The organism is Sinomonas sp. R1AF57 (assembly GCF_002224485.1).
In the GTDB taxonomy this organism is placed as follows: Bacteria; Actinomycetota; Actinomycetes; order Actinomycetales; family Micrococcaceae; genus Sinomonas; species Sinomonas flava.
The window spans coordinates 3,272,405-3,293,715 of the sequence record NZ_CP022463.1 but is presented as its reverse complement, the minus strand read 5'-3'; the positions used below and the strand labels follow the sequence as shown (position 1 = coordinate 3,293,715).

Below are 21,311 nucleotides of genomic sequence, written 5' to 3'. Positions count from 1 at the left end.
CGGTGGGCCCGAACCAGTTCCCGCCCTCCTTGCCCGCCACGGTGAACTCCCGCCCGTCCACGACCAGCTGGGCCCCGGCCTCGGCCGCGGCGGTGACGATGCCCTTCATCCGGTCCCTGGACGCGGCGGTGATGATCGGGCCCATCTCCGCGCCCGGGTCGGTGCCCTCGGCGACCTTGACCGCCTCGGCCCGGTCCTTGACCTTGCCCACGATCGCGTCGGCGGCCTCCCCGACCGCGACCGCGACGCTGATGGCCATGCAGCGCTCCCCGGCGGAGCCGAACGCGGCCGCGGCGAGGTGGTCCGCGGCGTTGTCCATGTCCGCGTCCGGGAGGATGATCGCGTGGTTCTTCGCCCCGCCCAGGGCCTGGACGCGCTTGCCGTGCGCGGTCGCGGTCTCGTGGACGTACTTGGCGATCGGGGTCGAGCCCACGAACGAGACCGCGTCCACGTCCGGGTGCCTCAGGAGCCCGTCCACGGTCTCCTTGCCCCCGTGCAGGACCTGGAACACGCCCTCCGGCAGGCCGGCCTCGGCCCACAGCCGGGCCAGCAGCATCGAGGCCGAGGGGTCCCGCTCGGAGGGCTTGAGGATGAACGCGTTCCCGGTCGCGATCGCGACCGGGGCCATCCACAGCGGGACCATGACGGGGAAGTTGAACGGCGTGATCCCCGCGACCACGCCGACGGGCTGGCGGTAGGAGAACACGTCGATGCCGGTGGAGGCCTGGTCCGAGTAGGCGCCCTTGAGCAGCTGCGGGATCCCGCAGGCGAACTCGATGACCTCCAGGCCCCGCCCGATCTCGCCCTTCGCGTCCGAGATGACCTTGCCGTGCTCGGCCGTGACCAGCTGTGCGAGGTCGTCCACATGGGCGGCGACGAGCTCGCGGAACCGGAACAGCACCGCGGTGCGCTTGGCCAGGGAGGTCTCACCCCAGACCTCCGCGGCCTTGCGCGCGTTCGCGACCGCGGCCTCCAGATCCTGCCGGTCGGCCAGGCGCAGCTCCCCGGTCTGGACGCCCGTGGCCGGGTTGAACACCGGCTGCGTCCGCTCCCCGACGCCGTTGGACTCCTCGCCATTGAGGAAATGCGGAATGGTCTTGATGCTCATGTGCTTCGTACTCCTGGTTTGCTGGAAGGCTTGGGATGTGGGGGTCAGCTGTAGATCTTGAGGTAGAGCTCCTCGATCTCTGCCGAGGTCGGGACGACGGGGTTGTTGCCGGGGGAGCCGGAGGCGAGGGCCTGCTCGGCCATGACCGGGACGGCCCGCTCCCAGTCGGCGCGGCTGATGCCGCGGGACTCGGGGGTCGGGACGGCGAGGTCGCGGGCGAGGGCCTTGAGCTCGTCGACGAGCGCCTGGGCGGCCGCGGCGTCGTCGTCCTCCGCGTCCGCAACGCCTAGTGCGCGTGCGCAGTCGGCATAGCGCGCCTGCGCGCCGCGGACGGAGAACTCGGTGACCGCCGGGAACAGCATCGCGTTGGCCAGGCCGTGGGCGACGTGGAAGTGGCCTCCGATGGGCCGGCTCATCCCGTGCACGAGCGCCACGCTCGAATTGGAGAACGCGATGCCCGCCTGGGTCGCCGCGAGCATCATCGCCTCCCGCGCGGCCCGGTCCGAGCCGTCGGCGTAGACCGCGCGGAGGTTCTTCCCGAGGGTGCTCATGGCCGCGAGGGCGAACCCGTCCGAGAACGGGTTGGCCCGGCGGCTCACGTAGGCCTCGATGGCGTGGGTGAGGGCGTCCACGCCGCTGTCCGCGCTGAGCCGGGCGGGCATGGAGAGGGTCAGCTCGTAGTCCACGACCGCGGCGACCGGCAGGAACGAGGGGCCAGTGCAGAGCATCTTCTCGTCGGTCTCAGAGTCGCTGATGATGGTGAACTGCGTGGCCTCGGAGCCGGTGCCCGCCGTGGTGGGGACCGCGACCACCGGCAGGGCGGGGCCGGCGTTGACCCGCGGCGCCTTGTAGTCCCGCATGGGCCCGGAGTTCTGGGACAGGAAGCCGAGCGCCTTGGCCGTGTCGATCGAGCTGCCGCCGCCGAAGCCGACCAGAAGGTCCGCACGGTGCTCCTCTACGGCGGCGAGGCCGGCCTGCAGGGAGTCCGTGGTGGGATCAGGGATGCACTCGGCGTACAGGCCGGTTTCCAGACCGGCATCGCGGAGGGAGGCCAGAGCGGCGTCGACCGTTCCCGACTCCTTCATGAAGGCGTCCGTCACCACGAGGGGCCGCTGCGCCCCGAGGTCGCGCACGGTTGTGCCCAGCTCCCGGACCGCTCCGGCGCCCACATTCATCAGTCGGGGCAGGGAAATCTGAAAGGTCATCGCGTGCCTCCCGCTCGTCGTCGAGGCCGGGCACACCTGGTGCCTGGCACGTTCTCCAGTCTCTGTGCGGCTGACGCCACGCACAAGCGGCAATCCGGTACTGCCCTGTGCACGATTGCACAGCACTCGTAGAGTGAGGCTGTGATTCAAGCAGACGACCTGCGGTTCTTCCTCGAGGTCGCCCGAACACGGCGGCTCGTCGCGGCAGCCAGAGGCCTGGGCGTCGAGCACACGACCGTGGGCCGGAGGGTGACCCAGCTGGAAAGGGCCGCAGGGACGCGGCTCTTCGACCGCACGCCCCAGGGATGGGAGCTCACCGAGGCCGGGCGGGGACTGCTGGTCCACGCCGAGGCGGTCGAATCATCACTGCTCGCGGCGGCCGAGGAGCTCGGCTCCGCCCGCGGGCGTCTGTCGGGAACGCTGCGCATCGCGGCCCCCGACGGCTTCGGTGCCTTCGTGCTCTCGCCGGGGCTCGGAGGGTTGCGGTCGGATCACCCCGAACTCACTGTCGAGATCGTGACGGAGACCCGACTGAACCTGCTGGCCACGCGCGAGTTCGACATCGGCATCTCGCTCGAGGAGCCGACGACGCGGGGGGTGCGTTCGCGGCGGCTGGCGACGTACGGGTTGAGCTTCTACGCGAGCCGCGAGTACCTCTCGCGCCATGAACGGCCCCTCGACCTCGCCGAGGTGAGCCGTCATCCGCTCATCGGCTACGTCGACGCCCTGCTCGACATCCCGGCCCTCCGGTTCCTCGACAGCGCGCTGCCCGGCGTCCGTCCGGCAATCCAGACCAACAACGTCACAGGCCAGTGGATGGCGGCCGTCGCCGGCCTGGGAATCGCCATCCTCCCGGACTTCGTGGCCGCAGGAGACGAACGGCTGATGAGGATCGTCGAGGGGACGAAGATCGAGCGCACGTACTGGATCGCGGTCCCCACGGAACACCAGCGCCTCGCCAGGACGCTGGTGGGGGAGTCCGCTCTGCTCGAGCTCGTCCGGAACCACGAGCACCTCCGGGCGGCGTAGCCGGCGGGGGCAGATGCGCGGGGGGGGTCTAGGAGGAGGGGCCAGCGCACGACGCCGGGTGGTGCACTGAGCGTCTCATGGCCTTCCCGCCCCTTCGTCTCGCGGCCCCGGCGCCGCAGAGGACTGGCCGTCCTCGAAGGCATCCAGCAGCCGTTCCCGGGAGTTGCTGATGTGGCTCTTCATCAGCGACTCCGCCCGCTCGTGGTTCCGGGCCTTGAGTGCTGCGAGGATCTGCTCGTGCTCGCGCAAGGCCTCGTTGGTGCCTTGGGTGTTGAAGCGGAGTCGGAAGAGGTGGAGATGGCCGTGCAGGGCTGAGAGGCTGTCCTGCACCAGGGAGTTTCCCCCACAGGCGGCGATGAACTCGTGGAATGCCGCGTCCTGCCGCGCGAACGAGGCGTAGGAGTCGTGGCCCGATTCCCGCTTCATGTCCTCGGTCATGCGCTCGAGCTCCTCCAGTTGCGAGTCAGCGGCCAGTTGGGCACATCGGTTGGCCGCGAAGGGCTCGAGCAGGAGGCGCATCTCGTAGAGCTCTTCGAACTGGCGTCGGCTCATGCGCTCGGCGGCGCGGTAGCCGACAAGATGGGTCTTGGTCACCAGGCCCTGTGCTTCCAGGCGCAGCAGTGCTTCCCGAATGGGGGACTGGGACACGCCGAGGGTGCGGGAGAGCCTGTCGATCATGATCCGGGAACCGGGTTCGATGGCGCCGGAGAGCAGTTCGTTCAGCAGTGTGTTGTACACGCCGTCCCCAAGACGCTTGGACGGCCTCCGCCCGCTGAGCGCCTCGCCTGCTTCCCGGTGACTCGGATCACTTTTGTGGGTTGACACGGCTCATCCCTTCCTCAATCATGGGATCCATTGGATCGTATCGGATCTGATTCTGCAAGGGCTTGATGGCCGGCTACCAGCACGACCAGCGCCTCGCATCCCTGCATCTCACCATCTTCACCGGGCGTGCCCGGACCCAAGAACTCGGAAGAGGAATCCATGCACCCGCCCACCCTCGGGCTGCTCAGGCCGCCCGGCACGATCCTCATGGGGCGAGGACAGCGTCACGCCCTCGCGCTGCACCTGCCCCCCGGCGCGCAGCACGCTCTCGTGGTCACCGACGCGCGGATGTCTCGAGAGCCCGCCTTCGCTGCGATGATGCAGCAAGTGGAGGAGGCCGGAGTCAGGCACAGCCTCGTGGCCGATGTCCAGTCCGAGCTTCCCGTGGCCGACATCGTGGATGCCCAGAAGAGGCTTGCGCACGAGCGGGTGGACGTCGTCATCGGGATCGGCGGCGGAACGTGCATGGACTTCGCCAAAGTCATCGCCGTCCTGCTTGCCCACGGTGGTAGTCCGCAGGACTACTACGGCGAGAACGCGGTCCCGGGACCGGCCGTGCCGGTCATCGCGATCCCCACCACGGCAGGGACGGGGTCGGAAGCGACCCCTGTGGCAGTGGTCAGCGACCCCGACAGGGAGATGAAGATCGGCATCTCCAGCCCCTACATCGTGCCCGTCACCGCCATTTGCGACCCCGAGCTGACAGACGGTGCCCCACCGGCCCTGACGGCTGCCGTCGGCACCGACGCGCTCTCGCACGCGATCGAGTCGTTCACTGCGATCCGGCGAACCCCGAAGCCCGGCTTGGCCTCGGAGAGGGTGTTCGTCGGCAAGTCTCTGCTTGCCGACCAGTACGCCTTGGCCGCGGCTGCCGCCGTGGGCAGGAGCCTGAAGACGGCGGTCCACGGCAACTCGGACCCAAACAGGCTCGCCGCCGCCCGCGACGACATGGTGTTCGCGGCGACCGCCGGAGGGCTCGCGCTCGGGACCGGTGGAACAGCAGCAGCCCACGCCCTGCAGTACCCCGTCGGGGCGGCGACCCACACTCCCCACGGGGTGGGCGTCGGCGCACTCCTCCCGTACGTGATGGAGTTCAACCGCCCGGCCCGCGTCCCAGAGTTCGCGGCCCTGGCACGCGCCTTGGGCGCCGACGAGAGGCAGGGAGACGATGAAGACCTCTCCCACGCGGTGATCGAGCACGTCGCACTGCTGCTGAGCGACATCGGGATCCCTGCCACCCTCGCCGACTTGGGGATGCCGTCCGGGAAGGAGCGCTGGCTCGCGACCCAGGCGATCAAGGCAACACGCCTCGTCGAGAACAACCCACGCGAACTGGACGCCGATGCACTCGAAGCCATCGCGGCCGCGGCCTACCGCGGAGACCGCGCCTCCCTTCGGTCAGCCACCCCAGCCCACGCCCACTGAGAGACTTCACGAAAGACCACGCACCCATGACCACCACCATTGCCCCTTCCCCTGACAGCGTCCGGCTCTGGATCGGCGGGGAGCCGGTTCCCGGCGCCCTTGAGCCCATCCCCGTCTACAACCCCTCGACCGACGAGGTCATCACCCACGTCGCAAACGCCGACGTGCAGCAAGGGCTGCGTGCAGTGGACGCGGCCGCCAACGCACTTTCCTCCTGGAAGGCAACCCCGCCGCGGGAGAGGGCAGAAGTGCTGCGCCGCTGCTTCGAGGAGATGACCCGGCGGGCGGACGAGATCGCCGAACTGATCGCCACCGAGAACGGGAAGACCCTGGCGGACGCGCGCAGCGAGACGACGTATGCGGCCGAATTCTTCCGCTGGTACTCGGAGGAGGCGGTCAGAGCCATAGGCCAGCTCAGCGTTTCGCCGAGCGGGTCCAACCGCATCCTGGCCCACTACGCGCCGATCGGTGTGGCCGTCCTCGTCACTCCCTGGAACTTCCCGGCCGCGATGGCAACCAGGAAGATCGCTCCGGCGCTCGCCGCGGGCTGCACGGTGGTGCTCAAACCCGCCACCGAAACCCCCCTGACCGCCTACCTCATCGCAGAATGCTGCCGGGACGCGGGAGTTCCCGAGGGAGTCGTGAACGTCCTGACCACCAAGCAGTCCGGGCCGGTCGTCTCAGCCATGCTGCACGACGACCGCGTCCGTGCCCTGTCCTTCACCGGCTCCACTGAAGTTGGGCGGACCCTCCTCCACGAGGCGGCCGACACCGTCCTGAAGACCTCGATGGAGCTGGGCGGCAACGCCCCCTTCCTCGTGTTCGACGACGCCGACCTCGACTCCGCAGTCGACGGGCTCATGATCGCGAAGATGCGCAACGGCGGACAGGCCTGCACGGCGGCGAACCGCATCTACGCCCACCGCTCCATTGCGGACGAGCTCGGGCGTCGGCTCGCCGAGAGGATGGGCGCGTTGGCCACCGGCCCAGGGGCTGACCCTTCCTCCGGTTGCGGACCCCTCATCAACCAGGCAGCTGTGGACAAGGTCAATGAGCTCGTGACCGAAGCCGTCGGTGACGGTGCCCGCGTCCTGCTCGGCGCCGTCGCTCCGGCAGGAAAGGGCTGCTTCTACCCGCCTACTGTCCTGGCAGACGTACCCAGCAGGTCACGCATCGTCCGCGAGGAGATCTTCGGGCCGGTCGCCAGCATCATCGCGTTCGACACCGAAACCGAGGCCATAGACGCTGCCAACGACACGGTTTTGGGCCTGTCCGCGTACATCTACACAGAAGACCTGCGGCGGGGGCTCGCGATAGCGGAGAAGCTCGAGTCCGGGATGATCGCCATCAACCAGGGGCTGCTGTCAGACCCAGCAGCGCCTTTCGGCGGGGTCAAGCAGAGCGGCCTGGGCCGCGAAGGGTCCCATGACGGGATGCTCGAGTTCATGGAGACCAAGTACATCGCCACCAAGTGGTGAGCTCACCGGCCCTCGAGAAGGGCCCCTGACTGTTAGACGACTGAATCAAAGGAGATTGGTTGTGACCAGAACGAACAAGAGATGGACCATCGTCGTCCTGATATTCCTGGCGACCTCCATCAACTATCTGGACCGCTCCGTGCTCGGTGTCGCGGGCCCGTCCATGATGAAGGACCTGAATCTGAGCAAGATCGAATTCGGAGTCCTCGGCTCGGCCTTCTTCTGGACCTATGCCCTGATGCAGATCCCGGTCGGCGTGCTCGTGGACAAGATCGGTCCCCGCGCCATCTACGCCGTGGCCATCGTCTGGTGGTCGATCTGCTCCACCCTCACCGGGGTGGTGCGCTCCTTCGGCCTCCTCATCGGCGTACGGGCCCTCATGGGCATCGGGGAATCGCCCGCCTTCCCCACGAATGTCCGCGTCATCTCCGACTGGCTGCCCTCCCGTGAGCGCGGCATCGCCAACGGGCTCTTCACGATGGGAATCGCTGTCGGCGCCGGTCTGACCACCCCAGCTGTCGCCTGGGCCGTCACCAGCTTCGGGTGGCAGACCGCATTCCTCGTCACCGGCCTCATCGGCCTGATCTGGGCGGGCCTCTGGCTCTTCCACTTCACCAACAAGCCGAAGGACAACAGGAAGGTCAACCCGGCGGAGCTCGCCCACATCACCTCCGAAGAGCCGGCAACCCCCGCAGGCCCGGCAGTCAAGGTCCGCTGGGGCCAGATGCTCCGCTCGAAGAACGTCTGGGCCATCCTCTACGGGCTCTTCGCGCAGGATTACCTTCTCTACCTCATGATGACCTGGCTGCCCGTCTACCTCGTGACCGAGAGGAAGATGACCCTCATCACCGCAGGGTTCTACTCCATCCTTCCCTGGGTGGCGGCATCCGCAGGCGCGCTGCTCGGCGGGTACCTCTCCGACCGCATGATCAAGAACGGGACCCCGGCGGTCCGCGCCCGGCGCGCTGTCATGGCCGTGGGAATGGTCATTTCGCTCGCCGTCATCCCTGCGGCCTTCGTGACCGACGAGCTCTCGGCAGTCCTCCTGATCGCGGCATCCCTGGCAGGCATGATGTTCGCCAACGGCGCCTCGTGGGCCATCGTGTCCGAAATCGCACCTGCCGGCGCCTCCGGAACCCTGGCCGGCATGCAGAACTTCGTCGGCAACATCGCTGGCTGGATCGCCCCCATCCTGACCGGCTTCATCGCCACAGTCACCGGCACCTTCGTCTCCGCTCTGGTCATCGCCGGTCTGATCGGCGGAGGCGCAGCCCTCATCTACTTGGTCTTCCTCAAAGAACGCAACGAGTTCACCCCCGCGCCGTCGCGGACGTCCGCCACCGAAGGATCGCTCACATGACCCAGCCCCACACTGTCCACGCTCCAGCACTGCTCGAACTCTGCACCGCCATCCTCCGCAACAGCGGGCTGCCCGAGCGAGACGCCCACACGGTCGCCCATTCCCTCGTCGATGCAGACCTGCGGGGCGTCAGCAGCCACGGCGTCCTGCGCATGGAAACGTATCTCGAGCGCCTGGGCAACAGGGTCATGAATCCCACGCCGGAAGTGAAGACGCTCAGCGAGACGGCCGCCACCGCCGTGCTCGACGGCGACAACGGTTTCGGACAGGTCGTGTCCCAGCAGGCCGTCGACATCCTGCTGGCCAAGACCAAGGAGTCGCCGATCGCGGCGGTGAGCGTCCGCAACAGCAACCACTTCGGTGCGGCCGCCTACTGGGCAGCCCAACTTGCCGAGCAGGACCTGATCGGGATCGCGGTGAGCAACGTCGAACCCCTGATGCCGCCCCCAGGAGGATCAGAGGCGAGGATCGGCAACAACCCCCTCTCCGTCGTCGTGCCGGCCCGCACCCACCGGCCCATCGTCGTGGACATGGCAACAAGCGTGGTTCCCCTCGGGAAGATCCTCAATGCCAAGAGCAGGGGCGAAGCCATCCCGGAGGGTTGGGGGCTGGACAGCAGCGGAAGGGCCACGACCGTTCCCGACGAGGTGATCAACGGAGGCTCGCTCTTCCCCGTCGGCGGTCCCAAGGGCTACGGCCTGGCGATCATCGTCGAAGTCCTCTCCGCACTCCTGAGCGGTGGAGAGTTCGGCACCGACATCCACTCCATGTACCAGGAGCTGGACAGCCCCAACCAGATCAGCCACTTCTTCATGGCCCTCAAGATCTCAGCCTTCCTCGATCCAGAGATCTTCAAGGCCTCAGTGGACCGCTACATCGATCAGATCAAGAGCTCGCCTCTCGCCCCGGGGAGCGACGCCATCTACATGCCCGGAGAAATCGAGCTCAGGGCCAGGGACCGACACGCGGAGAACGGCATTGATCTGCCGCCCGCGGTAGCCCAAGGTCTCGCCTCGCTGGCCCGCTCCGCTGGCGTCCCCCAGGAACTCCTCGCCAGCCTCTGACTGCTGCCAGCCCTTCCAACGAAAGGACCCCCATGCACCTGCTCCACTTCTCTGAGGACGGCCACGGACCTGCTCTCGGGCTGAAGACCGCCCGAGGAATCTTCAACCTTCACCGGGCCGCCATGAAGCTCGATGAACCGATTCCAGCGGATGTGCACGAGATCATCGCGGACGGCGAAGCCGGGCTCGACCGCATCAGGGCTCTCCTCGCGGGCGCCGGTGATCTGGACGAGCTCTATACCTCAGAGGAGGAGGTCCGTTTCGCGCCGTCCGTCCTGCGCCCGCAGAAGATTGTCTGCGTGGGGCTGAACTACATCAGCCACGCAGAAGAGTCGAAGATGGAGATCCCCAAATCCCCGATCCTCTTCAACAAGTACAACAACGCCCTCACCGGTCATGGGAACCCTGTACACCTGCCTGAAGACGCCCACCAGTTCGACTATGAGGCTGAACTCGTGGCCGTGATCGGGAAGCAGGCCCGCGATGTCTCCGAGGACGAGGCTCTGGACTACGTCTTCGGATACACCATCGGAAATGATCTCTCGGCCCGAGACCTCCAATTCCGGACCGGGCAGTGGATGCTGGGCAAGACCTCGGACGGATTCGCCCCGGTGGGTCCATATCTGGTCACCGCCGATGACATCAACCCCGCGAACCTCGCGGTCGAATGCAGGGTCAACGGACACCTCCGCCAGTCCTCGAATACGAAGGACATGATCTTCAACTGCGCCTACCTGATCAGCTACATCTCCAAGTACATGACCTTGGAGCCCGGCGACATCATCTTCACAGGGACGCCCGAGGGCGTCATCCTCGGCTACCCGGAAGAAGAACAGGAATGGCTCGTTGCCGGGGATCAGATCCGGATTGAGATTGAGGGACTCGGTGCGTTGGAGAACGCGCTTGCGTGACCGCAGACGGAGCCGGACCCGGGCTCGCCTGGCCAACAGCTTGCCCGGGCGCCCGGTTCTGGCTCCGTTTTCAGATGGCGCGGTTCTGAAGCGCCAGCCAGGCCTGGAAGCCGCCGACGAGATCGGTCGCTCTGGTCAGCCCGAGCTGCTGAAGGGTGTAGGCGGCAAGGCTTGAGCTGTAGCCTTCGTTGCAGACAATCACGATCCGGCGACTGTAGTCGTCGGCGATGGGCAGCCGGGAGGGGCTCGACGGGTCGAGACGCCATTCGAGGACGTTGCGGTCAATGACAATCGCCCCCGGAAGGTCGCCGTCACGGTCGCGCTGATCGATCGGCCGCGTATCGACGACCAAGGCACCCGCGGATACCTCACGGTCCAAGTCCTCCGGCAGAACCCGCTCGAGTCCCAGACGGCTCTGGATGAGCAACTGGTCGATGGTCAGGGCCGGCTGGCCGTCCACCCCGGCGCTGCCTGAAGAGGAATGGCGCTGTTCCAGAACTTCCTCGCTTCGTCCGGCTAGCACCCCGCTGACAAGGAGCCAGGATCGTGGAAATGGGTGGTCCACACGGTAATTCGGCGGAAGAACGCGGGTCAATTGTGACCCGCGCCATCCTCAGTCTCCACGCCATCCTCAGTCTGCAGCAGGGAAGACCTTCCCCGGATTGAGGATGCCCTGCGGGTCGAAGACCTGCTTGATCCGCCGCTGGAGGTCGTACTGCTCCTCGCCGAGTTCGTCCTGGAGCCAGCGGCGCTTGAGCAGGCCGATGCCGTGCTCGCCCGTCAGTGTCCCGCCTAGCTCCAGCGCGGTGGAGAAGATCTCGCCGGCGGCCTGCCACACGTGCTCCGGCACCTCCTCTCCGGTGAAGACGAAGGTCGGGTGCAGATTGCCGTCCCCGGCGTGGCAGGTCGTCGGGACAGCGACGCCGTACGTCTCCTCGATGCGGCGGATGGCCGCGAAGGCCTCGGCCATCCGGTCGCGGGGGACGGCGATGTCCTCCACGAGCAGGGTCCCCTGCGCCTCGAGCGCCGGGAACGCGCTCCGGCGGAAGTCGAGGAGGCGCCGTGACTCCTCAGGGTCCGTGGTGGTCTCGACGGTGCCGCCGGCGTCGCGGACGATCGCCGCCAGCCGCTCGGCCGTGGCGAGGGCGTCCGCGCCGTCGCACTGCGCGAGGAGGTAGGCACCGGCGCCGGGAGCCGCGCTGTGGCCGGTGTGCCGGCTCACGACCTCCAGGGTGTGCCCGTCCATGAGCTCCATGATCGCCGCCACGTGGCCGCGCCGTGTCGCCTCGGTGACGGCGGCGACGGCGTCGTCGACCGTGGTGAAGAACGCCCCGAGTGTCGCAACCTCGCCGGTGACGAGCGGCTGCAGCTTGAGGGTGCACTCGACGATGACCCCGAGCGTGCCCTCGGAACCGATCATGAGCGCGCAGAGGTCGTAGCCGGTGACGCCCTTGACCGTGCGGTGGCCCATGGACATGAGGGTGCCGTCCGCGAGGACGACCTTGAGCGCGAGTACCGCCTCCCGCGTGACGCCGTACTTCGCGCACAGGAGCCCGCCCGCGTTCATGGCGATGTTGCCTCCGACCGTGGAGATGTCCTTGCTCGCGGGGTCCGGCGGCCACCACAGCCCGTGCTCTGCGAGAACGCGGTTCAGGTCGCCGTTGAAGATCCCGGGCTCGACGACGGCGAGTCGGTTGGCTTCGGAGATCTCGAGGATCTGGTCCATGTCGCGGAACGAGAGCACGATCTCGGCCGGTCCGGCGACCGCCCCGCCGGCGAGGCCCGTTCCCGCCCCGCGGCTCACGATCGGCACCTGCGCCGCCGAGGCGATCCGGCACACCGTCTGGACGTCCTCCACACTGCGCGGGTACACCGCCGCGAGCGGTGCGCCCGCCGAGCGGTGGCCGGACCGGTCTGAGGTGTACGGTGCGAGGCTCTCGGGGTCTGTTTCGACCCTGCCGGGCAGGGCGGACCGGAGGTTCTCGATGACCGCGGCGAGTTGGGCGAGGGGCATGGGCGTCCTTCTGACGGAGGTGGGGTTCGTTCCCTCCGGCGAGGATAGCGCCCGGGTGTCCCCACCTCCGTCTGGGGGTCACGTCCTGGGGGTCAGATCGTCCGCGACGCACGGGACGTGACCCTCAGGACGTGACCTTCAGGATGTGACCTTCAGACGGAAAGGGGTGAGCGGGCGTCTGCTGCGTGCCCCGCGGCTGCGTGCCTCGCGGCCACGTGCCCCGCGGCCGCGTAGGCCTTCGTCACCGCCGAGCCCAGGGTTGCGCCGCCGCCGGGATAGGCGTCCTTGAAGACGGTGGCCGAGCAGTTCCCCGCCGCGTAGAGGCCCGCGATCGGCTGCGCGGACGGGGCGAGCACGCGCCCGTCGAGGTCCGTGACGAGGCCGCCTGCGGTTCCGAGGGCCCCGGGCCGGATCCGCACCGCGTAGAACGGGGCGCGCTCGAGCGGGGCGAGGCACGGGTTCGGGCCCACTGCGGGATCCCCGAGGTGGCGGTCCTGTTCGGTGGAGCCTCGCCCGAACTCGCTGTCGGTCCCTGTCCGCGCGTCCGCGTTGAACTTCCGCACCGTCGCGGCGAGCGCGCCGGCGTCGACCCCGATCGCCTCGGCCAGCCCGCCCAGCGTCTCGGAGCGGTGCATCCAGTCCGGCTCCGTGCGGGCCGGGCTGCCGGCCACCGGGTACCGCCCGCGGTAGCCCGCGTCGAACACGAGCCACGCCGGATCGTTCGCCGGCCGCGACGTCGCCGGGTCCACGTTCGCGAACACGCGCGAGAGGTCGTGGTAGTTCATCGCCTCGTTGACGAACCGCCGCCCGGCCGCGTTGACGGTGATCGAGCCGGGCAGGGTCATCTCGACGTTGCCCATCCGTCCGGTCGGCGCGCCGTCGTACTCCCACCCCTCGGGAGCGATCACGGGGACGCCCCAGATCGCGCCCGTCTGGCCGAGCATCGCCCCGGCCCTGAGCCCGAGCAGGAGCCCGTCGCCGGTGTTCGACGGCGCCCCGATCGCCGTGGTGTCGAACCTCAGGAGCGACGCCGCGAGCTCGCGGTTCCGCTCGAACCCGCCGGACGCGATGAGCACCGCGCCCGCGGCCACTGCGGTGGCGGGTCCGGCGGCCCCGTCGCCCACCCGCACGAGCCAGCCGCCGGCGTCGTGCGCCCCGCCCGCGCCGCCCTCGAGGGGCTCGAGCCCCGTCACCGGCGCCGAGACGGCGAGGTGGACCCCGCGCTCGACGGCGGTCGCGACCAGGGCGCCGACGAGGGCACCGCCCATCGTGCGCACCCCCGCGGCCGCCCGCCCGGCCAGCAGTGCCGGGTCGGGGGCTGCGCCGTGGAGGCGGTCGCGCTCGTTCATCGAGAGGAGCGGCAGGTAGGTGGGGGGCCGGATCGCCTCGGCGAGGCCGGGCACGCCGGGGAAGCGGGCCGGGTCGAACGGGCCGTTGTCGAGGCTGCGGCCCCCGGCCACCGCGCCCGGCCACTCCATGTGGTAGTCCGGGCGGTCGAGCGGCGTGAGCTCCACGTGGGTCTCCCGGTCGAGGAACTCCACCGCCTCCCGCGCTGTCCGCAGGTACCAGGCAATCTCCTCGTCGGCCATCGCGCCGCCGGTCGCCGCGCGCAGGTACTCCGCCGCGGCCTCGGGCGAATCGCTGCCGGCGGGCATGAGCGGGTTGTCGGGCGCCCAGATCACGCCGCCGCCCGCTGCGGTCGTCCCGCCGAGGCGCGTGGCCTTCTCGAGCACGACGACGGCGAGGCCCGCCGCCGCTGCCCGGCACGCGGCGACGAGACCGGCGGCGCCGGAGCCCATGACGGCGAGGTCGTAGCGCGGAGCGAGCTGTGGGACAGGCGTCAGGAAGCTCATGCGCGCTCCCTCCGGGAAGCAGCGGCGAGCGCCGGCTCCTCGTCAGACGGCTCATTGCCGGAGGGCTCCGGGAGGTCGATCGCGATCTTGCCGACCTTCACGCTGCGGTCCCGCAGGAGGCGGAACGCGGCGTCGAGCTCGTCGAAGCCGAAGCGGTGCGTGATGAGGGACCGGCACTCGTCCTGGTGACGGGCGAGGAGGTCGAGAGCGTCCTCCATGTGCAGGGAGTTGCGCGAGCCGAGGAGGTCGATCTCCTTGATCGGCAGCGACCGCATCGACAGCGTCAGCTCGCGGTCGCTGATCCCCACGGCCACCACTCGGCCTGCCGGCGCCACGAGGTCCACGGCCGTGGCGAGCGACGCCGGCGAACCGGTCGCGTCGATCACGAGCGAGGGCCCCTGCCCGTCGGTCCACTCGTCGAGGCGGCGGCGCTGGTCCTCGTCGGGGAAGCCGGGACCGACGGCCAGGACGGCCTCCGCGCCCAGCTCGGCCGCGATCGCGAGGCGCTCGCGGTCGGTGTCGAGCACGACGACGCTGCAGCCCACCTCGCGCAGTGCGATCAGCCCGAACAGGCCGATCGGCCCCGCGCCGGCCACGAGGACACGTTCGCCGGCCTCGGCGCGCCCGCGGCGCACGGCCTGCAGCGAGATCGAGACCGGCTCCCACAGCGGCGCGAGGTCCACCGGCAGCCCCTCGGGCAGCTTCCGGGTGCGGTCCAGCGGCACGAGGAGGTACTCGGCGAGGGCGCCGTCGTCCTCATAGCAGCCGTAGATGCTCATGGCCCCGCAGGCGTTCGGCCGCCCGACGGAGCACGCGTAGCAGGTGCCGCAGGCGGCGAAGGGGGAGACTGCGACGTCGTCCCCCACCGCGAACGCGCCGCCCTCGTCCTCGGGGTGCAGGGCCGCGATGGTCGCAGAGAACTCGTGGCCCTGGACCATGGGGAGCTCGGTGGCGTAGTCGTCCTCCCAGATGTGCACGTCCGTCCCGCACAGCGTCACGCTGCGCACGCGCACGACGGCGTGTCCCCGGCTCGGGCGCGGGACCGGCACCTCCTCGTAGCGGACCGTCTCGGCCGCGACCGTGCGTGCGACCCTCATCGGGCCGCCCCGCTCAGCTCGAGCCGGTCGGCGCCGAAAAACGGCTTCCAAGCCGCGACGGTGCGGCGGGCGATGAGCCCCTCGCGGCGGAAGGGGTCGCCGTTGAGGAGGGCCTCGACGTCGTGCGCGGTGTCCCCGGCGAGGACCAGGAGCGCGCCGGTGCCCCCGTCGGTCGGTCCCGAGACGCGCAGGCGCCCGGCCTCGTGCTGGGACGCCAGGAAGGCGACGTGCTCGGGGCGGTGGAGGTCCCTGCCGGCTGGGTTGTCGGTGTACTGGTACGTGACGGCGAACAGTGCCATGGGCGTTCTCCTCGTCGAGGGCGGTCGGTCGGTCCAGCCCAGTCTGCTGTGACCGGCAGCACCCCCGGAGGAGGTGTCCCATTCAGTGGGACGCCGATTCGGCTCTGCCGTTCAGCCTTCGCGGCGCCACCTCGCCCGCGTGTACTGCGGCGGCCAGTAGTCCAGCTCGACGTCGAGCTCGTGCGCGGCGCGGAGCGCGAAGTGCGGGTCGCGGAGGAACTCGCGCGCCACCATCACGGCGTCCGCCGCCTCAGTGTCCACGATCTCTGCCGCCTCCTCTGGCCGGGTGATGAGGCCGACGGCGTTGACCGGCACCCCGGCTCCGCTGCGGACGGCGGTGGCGAACGCGACTTGGTACAGGGGCTTGACGGGGATGGTCGCGGCGGGGACGAGGCCGCCGGAGGAGATGTCGAACCAGTCCGCGCCCTCGGCCGCGGCCCAGCCCGCGACCGTGACCGTGTCCTCGAGGTTCCAGCCGCCCTCGACCCAGTCGGTGGCGGAGAGCCGCACGAGGAGGGGCACGCCGTCGCCCGCCTCGGCCCGGACCGCGCGGACGACCTCGAGCAGGAACCGGGCGCGGTTCTCCAGACTTCCGCCGTACTCGTCTGCGCGGAGGTTCGAGAGCGGGGAGAGGAACTGGTGGACGAGGTAGCCGTGGGCGCCATGGATCTCGAGGGCGTCGAATCCGGCGTCGATGGCCCGGCGCGCGGCGGCGGCGAAGTCCGCGACGATGCCCCGGATCTCGTCTCCCGTCAGCTCGCGCGGGGCGGCGTAGCCGTCGAACGCGACGGCCGACGGCGCAACCGTCTCCCAGCCGCCGTCCTCGACGGCCTGGGTACCCTTCCCGCTCCACTCACGGTAGGTGGACGCCTTGCGGCCCGCGTGGGAAAGCTGCATCGCTGCTGGAGCGCCCTGGGCGTGGACGAACGCGACGATGTCCCTCCACGCCTGGGCCTGGGTATCGTTCCAGATGCCCGTGTCCCAGTTGGTGATCCGCCCCTCGGGGCTGACCGCCGTCGCCTCGGTCATGACAACCCCTGCCCCGCCCCTCGCGAACGAGCCGAGGTGGGCGAGGTGCCACGCGGTGGGCACTCCGTCCCACTGCTCCACGGAGTACTGGCACATCGGGGAGACCCAGAGACGGTTCCTGAACTGGACGCCCCGGATCTCGACGGGGGTGAAGAGCTTCTCGGCAGCCATGCCGCCTACGTTTGCGCTCCCACCCCCCGCCGTCAAATGGTGACTGTCATTCGGGCTTCGCGAAGGTCGCCGCGCTGACGAACTCGAGCCCCACGAAGGTCTCGTCGCCGACCACCCGCGCATCATGCCCGGGAGGGATCGTGTACGAGCTCCCGGGCGTGATCGTGGCGGTCTCCCCGGAGGTCAGCTGGACCTCGAGGGTGCCGGCCACGCAGTAGCCGACGTGGTTGTTCTGGCAGCTGTCCGTGCCCACCACAGGCTTGATGCAGCCCGACCAGCTCCATCCGGGGGAGAAGGTGAACCGGCCGATCGTGTAGTCGCCCACCGTGACGAGGTCGATTTCGGACTTGTCAGGGCGGCGCTTCTCGTCGGGGTTGTCGTGGGACTTCACGTTCAGGGTGGTGACGGCGTTGACGGCGTGGGTGGACATGGCAGGCTCCTCTGGTTCGGGCCGCCTCACCGAGCCTCCAGCTTCCCAGCGGGACGAGTCATCGGGACGGTTTCAGGGTAGGCCTCGCCGCACCGGACCGGAAGGAGCCGCGATGGTTGGGTCGGTCCGCGGCGGGGAAGTGTGGCGGTAGCACCGAAGTGAAGCATCCGCTACGGGAAGAGGGCAGGACCATGAGCCACGAATACCGCGAGCCCGCTGGCCAGGACCCCGACTGGGACAGGGAACGCCGCGACGACCGGGAGTACCGCGAGGAACGCGACGACCGGGACTACCGGGACGACCGCGAGCACCGCGAGGACGAGGCGCTGACCCCCGCCGAGCAGCGGAGGCGCTTCGGCGGCATGAAGGCCGGCTCGGCCTTCTTCGGGTGGCTCACCGCGACCGGGATGTCCGTGCTCCTGACCGCCGTGCTCACCGCGGCCGGGGCCGGCGTCGGCGTCGGCACCCAGACCGATCCGGCCAAGCTGGCCAACCAGGCGGGGCAGACGGTGGGCATCGTCGGCGCCGTGGTGGTGGCCCTGATCCTCTTCGTCTCCTACTACTGCGGCGGCTACGTCGCGGGCCGGATGGCGCGGTTCGACGGTGCCCGGCAGGGCGTTGCCGTGTGGCTGTGGGCCGTGGTCATCGCCATCCTCTTCGCGGTCCTGGTCGTGGTGGCCGGGAGCCAGTTCAACGTCCTCTCCACCCTGAACAGCTTCCCCAGGATTCCCGTGGACGAGGGCACGCTGACCACGGGCGGCATCATCGTCCTTGTCGTCACGGCGCTCATCACCCTCGCCGGCGCGGTTCTCGGGGGAGCGGCGGGCATGCGGTACCACCGGCGGATCGACCGGGCCGGCCTCTGACGCGGCCCCTCAGGCGCCCGGCATCGCCAACTGCGTTGTGCTACGCCCGACGCCGCTCCCACGCCCCGTGCGCGATCGTCACCACGGCGGTGAGCACGACGGCGGCCGCGAGTCCGAACAGGAAGATCACCCCGTACTGCCGCTCGTCGGCGAATCCGGCCGTCAGGAATGTGCCGAGCGAGCTGCCGAGGAACAGGGATCCGGCGAACAGGGCCACGGTCGTCGCGCGTGCATCGGGGGCGACCTCGGTGGCCCAGCCCTGCAGCGACGAGTGCAGCACGGCGTTCGTCGCGCCGATCAGCAGCGAGGTCACGGTGAGGGCCGCCGGGCTCTGGGAGAGCGTGGACACCGCGTAGGCCGCGATGATGACGCCTCCGCCGATCCCCATCAGCTGGGTGCGGGAGAACCGGCGTACGAGCCGCCGCATGATGCGCGCGCCCACGATCACGCCCACCCCGTACCCCGCCGCGAGCACCCCGGCCAGCGCGATCGGGACGCCCGCGTCCTGGAGCGCCGGCACGATGTACGTCAGGACGCCCATGAGCACCGCGCCCTCAAGCACCGCGATCCCGTACACGCCGAGGGCCGCGCCCGAGAAGGCCCGGCGGAAGTCCGCGGGCCCGCGCAGGTGGGTGGCGGCGTCGTGCGTGTGGCGCAGGGAGAACAGGAGCGCGAGGCAGCCCAGGGCCGGCAGCCCGAAGACGAGCCGCCAGTCCGTGAAGGCCGCGAGGGAGCCCGCGGCGAGGGTCGCCACGGTGGTCCCCAGCGACGAGTAGACCTGCAGGTCTGAGAGGCCGCGGGCCTTCTCGATGCCGGTCCGGGTGTCGCCGATGATCGTCAGGAGCGTCGGATAGAGGCAGCCCGCCATGAGGCCCGCGGCCGAGCGCGCGACGAGCAGCGGGACGTACGAGCTCAGGATCGTGCTCGCCGCGGCGGCGATGAGCAGACCCGTCAGCGCCGTGCGCAGCACGCTGACGCGGCCGAACCGGTCGCTCACGAAGCCCCACAGCGGCTGGCCGAGGGCGTAGAAGAGCGAGTAGGCGCCCACGAGGCCCACGGCCTCGCCCAGGGACAGGCCCGTGCGGTCGGCCAGGACGAGGAGCATCGGGGGTGTGGCGAACCGGTCGAAGAAGGACAGGAAGCCGATCCCCATGAGGACCCGGTCCGGGACTCCGTCGGTGCGTGCCTTCTGGGCGGAGTCCCTGGTGGCGGTCACGCCCTCCAGCCTACCCATCGCTGCGCCGGCCCCGATGCTTGAATGGGGGCGTGGAGATCAGGTGGCTCGAGGCGTTCGTCGCCGTCGCGGAGGAGCTGCACTTCGGGCGCGCCGCGTCCCGGCTGCACATGGCGCAGTCGCCGCTGAGCCAAACCATCCGCAAGCTCGAGAAGGACATCGGCGTCCCCCTGTTCGACCGCAGCACGCGCAGTGTCTCGCTCACCGCGTCGGGGCGTTCGCTGCTCCCGCACGCGTACCGCGCGCTCGAGGAGCTCGAGGTGGCGCGCCAGGCTGCGCACGCCTCGGTCGGCACGGTGTACGGGCATCTCACCGTGAGCTTCACCGGCGCCATCAACCATCGCACCCTGCCGCGGCTCACCCGCGCGCTGCGGCGCCAGTACCCGGACGTGGTCCTCTCACTCCAGGGCCGGGTGGTGACGGGCGACGCCGTCGCACAGCTCCAGCAGGGCACGCTCGACCTGGCCTTCGTGGGGCTCCCGCTCGACCCGTCCCCGCTCGCATCCCGGCTGATCGCGCGCGAGGCGCTCGGCGCCGTCGTGCCCGTGGACCACCCGCTCGCCCAGCGGGCCACGCTCGACCTGGCCGAGCTGCGCGACGAGGACTTCATAATGATGCCCTCCGGCGGCGGCTCCGACCTCGAACGGACGGCGACGGCGGCGTGCGTCGCCGCCGGGTTCCGCCCCCGCGTTGTCCAGACGATCGGGGACCCGTTCATGATCCTGACGTTCGTGGCCGCGGGCATGGGGGTGAGCCTCGTGAGCGAGGGGATGAGCGACATCCTCCCGCACGGTGCCGTGTACGTGCCGCTTTCGGGTGCGGCGCAGCCGTACCTCCAGCACGGGCTCGCGTGGGCGCCGTCGAACCCGTCCCGGGTGCTCCCGCATGCGCTCGAGGTCGCCGAGCGCGTGCTGCCCACCGTCACATGAGCGGGCTGCCGCCTGATGTCGTCCGGTGTCCAGCGCGGGGTCATCTGGGATTGGTACGATCCCGCGGTGAGCGCGAGCCTTGCAGTGACGGCCTCCCTGCCTTCCCCGACCGTGAGCGGAATCCAGATCGGGCCGTTGACGATCCACTTCTACGCCCTGTGCATCATCGCTGGGATCGCGGTGGCGATGTGGATCGGCACCCGCCGATGGCAGGCCCGCGGCGGCCTGCCGGGCGAGGCCTTGGACATCAGCCTCTGGGCCGTCCCGTTCGGGATCATCGGCGGCCGGATCTACCACGTCATCACCGACCCCGAGCTGTACTTCGTGCCCGGGAAGAACCCGTGGAACGCGTTCGCGATCTGGGACGGCGGACTCGGGATCTGGGGCGCGGTGGCGCTGGGCGCGCTCGGTGCGTGGATCGGGTGCCGGCGCGCCGGGGCCTCGTTCATCGCGTTCGCCGACGCGATCTCGCCCGGCGTCCTCATCGCGCAGGGGATCGGCCGCTGGGGCAACTGGTTCAACAACGAGCTCTACGGTGACCCGACCGGCCTTCCCTGGGCGCTCGAGATCCACCAGATGGACCCCCAGGCCGCCCGGGCCGTCATCGACGCCGCGGGGAATCCCGTGGTTCTGGGCTACTTCCAGCCCACCTTCCTGTACGAGTCGGTCTGGTGCCTCGTCACAGCCGCCGTGATCATGTGGCTGGACCGGCGGTTCAGGCTCGGCGCCGGGAGCGTGTTCGCCCTCTACATCGCGGCCTACACGGCGGGGCGCTTCGCGTTCGAGCTCATGCGCTCCGACTACGCCAACCTGATCCTGGGCCTCCGCGTCAACACGTGGGTTTCGGGCCTGCTGTTCCTCGCGGGCGCTATCGCCTTCCTGCTCACCGTCCGCCGGCCGCGGTCGACGGCGCGCCCCGCCTCCCCAGCGCCGCCCGCCGAGGAACAGGCGGGGGAAACGCGGTAGCAGGCTCCGTTCACTGCT

At 69.8% G+C, this 21,311-nt stretch carries 20 protein-coding genes; 9 read left to right on the top strand and 11 right to left on the bottom strand.

From position 1 onward, the window contains the following. Positions 1 to 1,108, bottom strand: a 1,108-nt coding sequence (gene mmsA, locus CGQ25_RS15130; RefSeq protein WP_208710675.1) for a CoA-acylating methylmalonate-semialdehyde dehydrogenase, incomplete at its 3' end; no start/stop codon positions are given. 44 nt (positions 1,109 to 1,152) lie between these two features. Further along, positions 1,153 to 2,313, bottom strand: a complete 1,161-nt coding sequence (locus CGQ25_RS15125; RefSeq protein WP_208710674.1) for an iron-containing alcohol dehydrogenase — start codon at positions 2,311 to 2,313, stop codon at positions 1,153 to 1,155. Between the two features lie 141 nt (positions 2,314 to 2,454). Here CGQ25_RS15125 and CGQ25_RS15120 point away from each other — a divergent pair, with 141 nt between their 5' ends. Further along, positions 2,455 to 3,342, top strand: coding sequence for a LysR family transcriptional regulator (locus CGQ25_RS15120; RefSeq protein ID WP_208710673.1), 888 nt, complete (start codon positions 2,455 to 2,457; stop codon positions 3,340 to 3,342). Positions 3,343 to 3,417: 75 nt separating this feature from the next. On the opposite strand, the gene CGQ25_RS15115 is transcribed toward CGQ25_RS15120, so the two are convergent. Continuing rightward, positions 3,418 to 4,080 (bottom strand): GntR family transcriptional regulator, encoded by a 663-nt coding sequence (locus tag CGQ25_RS15115; RefSeq protein ID WP_222703658.1) that lies wholly within the window; start codon positions 4,078 to 4,080, stop codon positions 3,418 to 3,420. A 246-nt stretch (positions 4,081 to 4,326) separates the two neighbouring features. Between CGQ25_RS15115 and CGQ25_RS15110 the strand changes: the two genes are divergently transcribed. The 5 genes from CGQ25_RS15110 to CGQ25_RS15090 all read left to right on the top strand — a co-directional run bounded on the left by CGQ25_RS15110 (position 4,327) and on the right by CGQ25_RS15090 (position 10,405). Then, positions 4,327 to 5,592: an iron-containing alcohol dehydrogenase gene (locus tag CGQ25_RS15110; protein ID WP_208710671.1), complete on the top strand. Its 1,266-nt coding sequence runs from the start codon at positions 4,327 to 4,329 to the stop codon at positions 5,590 to 5,592. A 26-nt stretch (positions 5,593 to 5,618) separates the two neighbouring features. Continuing rightward, complete coding sequence (locus CGQ25_RS15105; RefSeq protein ID WP_208710670.1) at positions 5,619 to 7,070, top strand: NAD-dependent succinate-semialdehyde dehydrogenase; 1,452 nt, start codon at positions 5,619 to 5,621, stop codon at positions 7,068 to 7,070. Positions 7,071 to 7,131: 61 nt separating this feature from the next. Further along, positions 7,132 to 8,430, top strand: coding sequence for an MFS transporter (locus tag CGQ25_RS15100; protein WP_208710669.1), 1,299 nt, complete (start codon positions 7,132 to 7,134; stop codon positions 8,428 to 8,430). After that, a complete protein-coding gene (locus tag CGQ25_RS15095) occupies positions 8,427 to 9,494 on the top strand; it encodes an Ldh family oxidoreductase (protein WP_208710668.1) in 1,068 nt (355 codons plus the stop codon). Before CGQ25_RS15100 ends, CGQ25_RS15095 begins: the two co-directional genes overlap by 4 nt. 32 nt (positions 9,495 to 9,526) lie before the next feature. Next, positions 9,527 to 10,405 carry a fumarylacetoacetate hydrolase family protein gene (locus tag CGQ25_RS15090; RefSeq protein WP_208710667.1) on the top strand — a complete coding sequence of 293 codons (879 nt, stop codon included), beginning with the start codon at positions 9,527 to 9,529 and terminating at the stop codon, positions 10,403 to 10,405. A 70-nt stretch (positions 10,406 to 10,475) separates the two neighbouring features. Here CGQ25_RS15090 and CGQ25_RS15085 read toward each other — a convergent pair whose 3' ends face one another. The 7 genes from CGQ25_RS15085 to CGQ25_RS15055 all read right to left on the bottom strand — a co-directional run bounded on the left by CGQ25_RS15085 (position 10,476) and on the right by CGQ25_RS15055 (position 17,298). Beyond that, the gene (locus CGQ25_RS15085; RefSeq protein WP_369802235.1) at positions 10,476 to 10,970 is read right to left on the bottom strand and encodes a rhodanese-like domain-containing protein; all 495 of its coding nucleotides are present in this window, start codon (positions 10,968 to 10,970) and stop codon (positions 10,476 to 10,478) included. Between the two features lie 66 nt (positions 10,971 to 11,036). Next, positions 11,037 to 12,419: an FAD-binding oxidoreductase gene (locus tag CGQ25_RS15080; protein ID WP_208710666.1), complete on the bottom strand. Its 1,383-nt coding sequence runs from the start codon at positions 12,417 to 12,419 to the stop codon at positions 11,037 to 11,039. A gap of 152 nt (positions 12,420 to 12,571) precedes the next feature. Then, positions 12,572 to 14,272, bottom strand: a complete 1,701-nt coding sequence (locus tag CGQ25_RS15075; protein ID WP_208710665.1) for an FAD-dependent oxidoreductase — start codon at positions 14,270 to 14,272, stop codon at positions 12,572 to 12,574. After that, complete coding sequence (locus CGQ25_RS15070) at positions 14,269 to 15,369, bottom strand: zinc-binding dehydrogenase (protein ID WP_208710664.1); 1,101 nt, start codon at positions 15,367 to 15,369, stop codon at positions 14,269 to 14,271. Before CGQ25_RS15070 ends, CGQ25_RS15075 begins: the two co-directional genes overlap by 4 nt. Further along, on the bottom strand, positions 15,366 to 15,668 hold the full coding sequence (locus tag CGQ25_RS15065) for a YciI family protein (protein WP_208710663.1): 303 nt from the start codon (positions 15,666 to 15,668) through the stop codon (positions 15,366 to 15,368). The genes CGQ25_RS15070 and CGQ25_RS15065 overlap by 4 nt, the downstream gene beginning before the upstream one ends. Positions 15,669 to 15,779: 111 nt before the next feature. After that, positions 15,780 to 16,868: an NADH:flavin oxidoreductase/NADH oxidase gene (locus tag CGQ25_RS15060; protein ID WP_208710662.1), complete on the bottom strand. Its 1,089-nt coding sequence runs from the start codon at positions 16,866 to 16,868 to the stop codon at positions 15,780 to 15,782. A gap of 46 nt (positions 16,869 to 16,914) precedes the next feature. Then, the gene (locus CGQ25_RS15055; RefSeq protein ID WP_208710661.1) at positions 16,915 to 17,298 is read right to left on the bottom strand and encodes a cupin domain-containing protein; all 384 of its coding nucleotides are present in this window, start codon (positions 17,296 to 17,298) and stop codon (positions 16,915 to 16,917) included. Positions 17,299 to 17,489: 191 nt separating this feature from the next. On the opposite strand from CGQ25_RS15055, the gene CGQ25_RS15050 reads away from it, so the two are divergent. Next, positions 17,490 to 18,164, top strand: a complete 675-nt coding sequence (locus CGQ25_RS15050) for a hypothetical protein (RefSeq protein WP_208710660.1) — start codon at positions 17,490 to 17,492, stop codon at positions 18,162 to 18,164. A gap of 40 nt (positions 18,165 to 18,204) precedes the next feature. Here the strand turns inward: CGQ25_RS15050 and CGQ25_RS15045 are convergent, their stop codons facing one another. Further along, entirely contained in the window at positions 18,205 to 19,380 is a 1,176-nt protein-coding gene (locus CGQ25_RS15045; protein WP_255405365.1) for an MFS transporter, read from the bottom strand. Positions 19,381 to 19,430: 50 nt separating this feature from the next. Here CGQ25_RS15045 and CGQ25_RS15040 point away from each other — a divergent pair, with 50 nt between their 5' ends. Together CGQ25_RS15040 and lgt are read left to right on the top strand one after the other, a co-directional pair. Further along, a complete protein-coding gene (locus tag CGQ25_RS15040; protein ID WP_208710658.1) occupies positions 19,431 to 20,327 on the top strand; it encodes a LysR family transcriptional regulator in 897 nt (298 codons plus the stop codon). A gap of 66 nt (positions 20,328 to 20,393) precedes the next feature. Then, the gene (gene lgt, locus CGQ25_RS15035; protein WP_255405364.1) at positions 20,394 to 21,293 is read left to right on the top strand and encodes a prolipoprotein diacylglyceryl transferase; all 900 of its coding nucleotides are present in this window, start codon (positions 20,394 to 20,396) and stop codon (positions 21,291 to 21,293) included. The last annotated feature ends 18 nt before the right edge of the window (positions 21,294 to 21,311 follow it).

What these genes read in the sequence shown, in the direction of transcription:
- CGQ25_RS15065 (WP_208710663.1), bottom strand. Translation starts at nt 15,668, where the DNA reads ATGGCACTGTTCGCCGTCACGTACCAGTACACCGACAACCCAGCCGGC.
- CGQ25_RS15110 (WP_208710671.1), top strand. Translation starts at nt 4,327, where the DNA reads ATGCACCCGCCCACCCTCGGGCTGCTCAGGCCGCCCGGCACGATCCTC.
- CGQ25_RS15095 (WP_208710668.1), top strand. Translation starts at nt 8,427, where the DNA reads ATGACCCAGCCCCACACTGTCCACGCTCCAGCACTGCTCGAACTCTGC.
- CGQ25_RS15090 (WP_208710667.1), top strand. Translation starts at nt 9,527, where the DNA reads ATGCACCTGCTCCACTTCTCTGAGGACGGCCACGGACCTGCTCTCGGG.
- CGQ25_RS15050 (WP_208710660.1), top strand. Translation starts at nt 17,490, where the DNA reads ATGAGCCACGAATACCGCGAGCCCGCTGGCCAGGACCCCGACTGGGAC.
- CGQ25_RS15105 (WP_208710670.1), top strand. Translation starts at nt 5,619, where the DNA reads ATGACCACCACCATTGCCCCTTCCCCTGACAGCGTCCGGCTCTGGATC.
- CGQ25_RS15075 (WP_208710665.1), bottom strand. Translation starts at nt 14,272, where the DNA reads ATGAGCTTCCTGACGCCTGTCCCACAGCTCGCTCCGCGCTACGACCTC.
- CGQ25_RS15070 (WP_208710664.1), bottom strand. Translation starts at nt 15,369, where the DNA reads ATGAGGGTCGCACGCACGGTCGCGGCCGAGACGGTCCGCTACGAGGAG.
- CGQ25_RS15125 (WP_208710674.1), bottom strand. Translation starts at nt 2,313, where the DNA reads ATGACCTTTCAGATTTCCCTGCCCCGACTGATGAATGTGGGCGCCGGA.
- CGQ25_RS15055 (WP_208710661.1), bottom strand. Translation starts at nt 17,298, where the DNA reads ATGTCCACCCACGCCGTCAACGCCGTCACCACCCTGAACGTGAAGTCC.
- CGQ25_RS15080 (WP_208710666.1), bottom strand. Translation starts at nt 12,419, where the DNA reads ATGCCCCTCGCCCAACTCGCCGCGGTCATCGAGAACCTCCGGTCCGCC.
- CGQ25_RS15060 (WP_208710662.1), bottom strand. Translation starts at nt 16,868, where the DNA reads ATGGCTGCCGAGAAGCTCTTCACCCCCGTCGAGATCCGGGGCGTCCAG.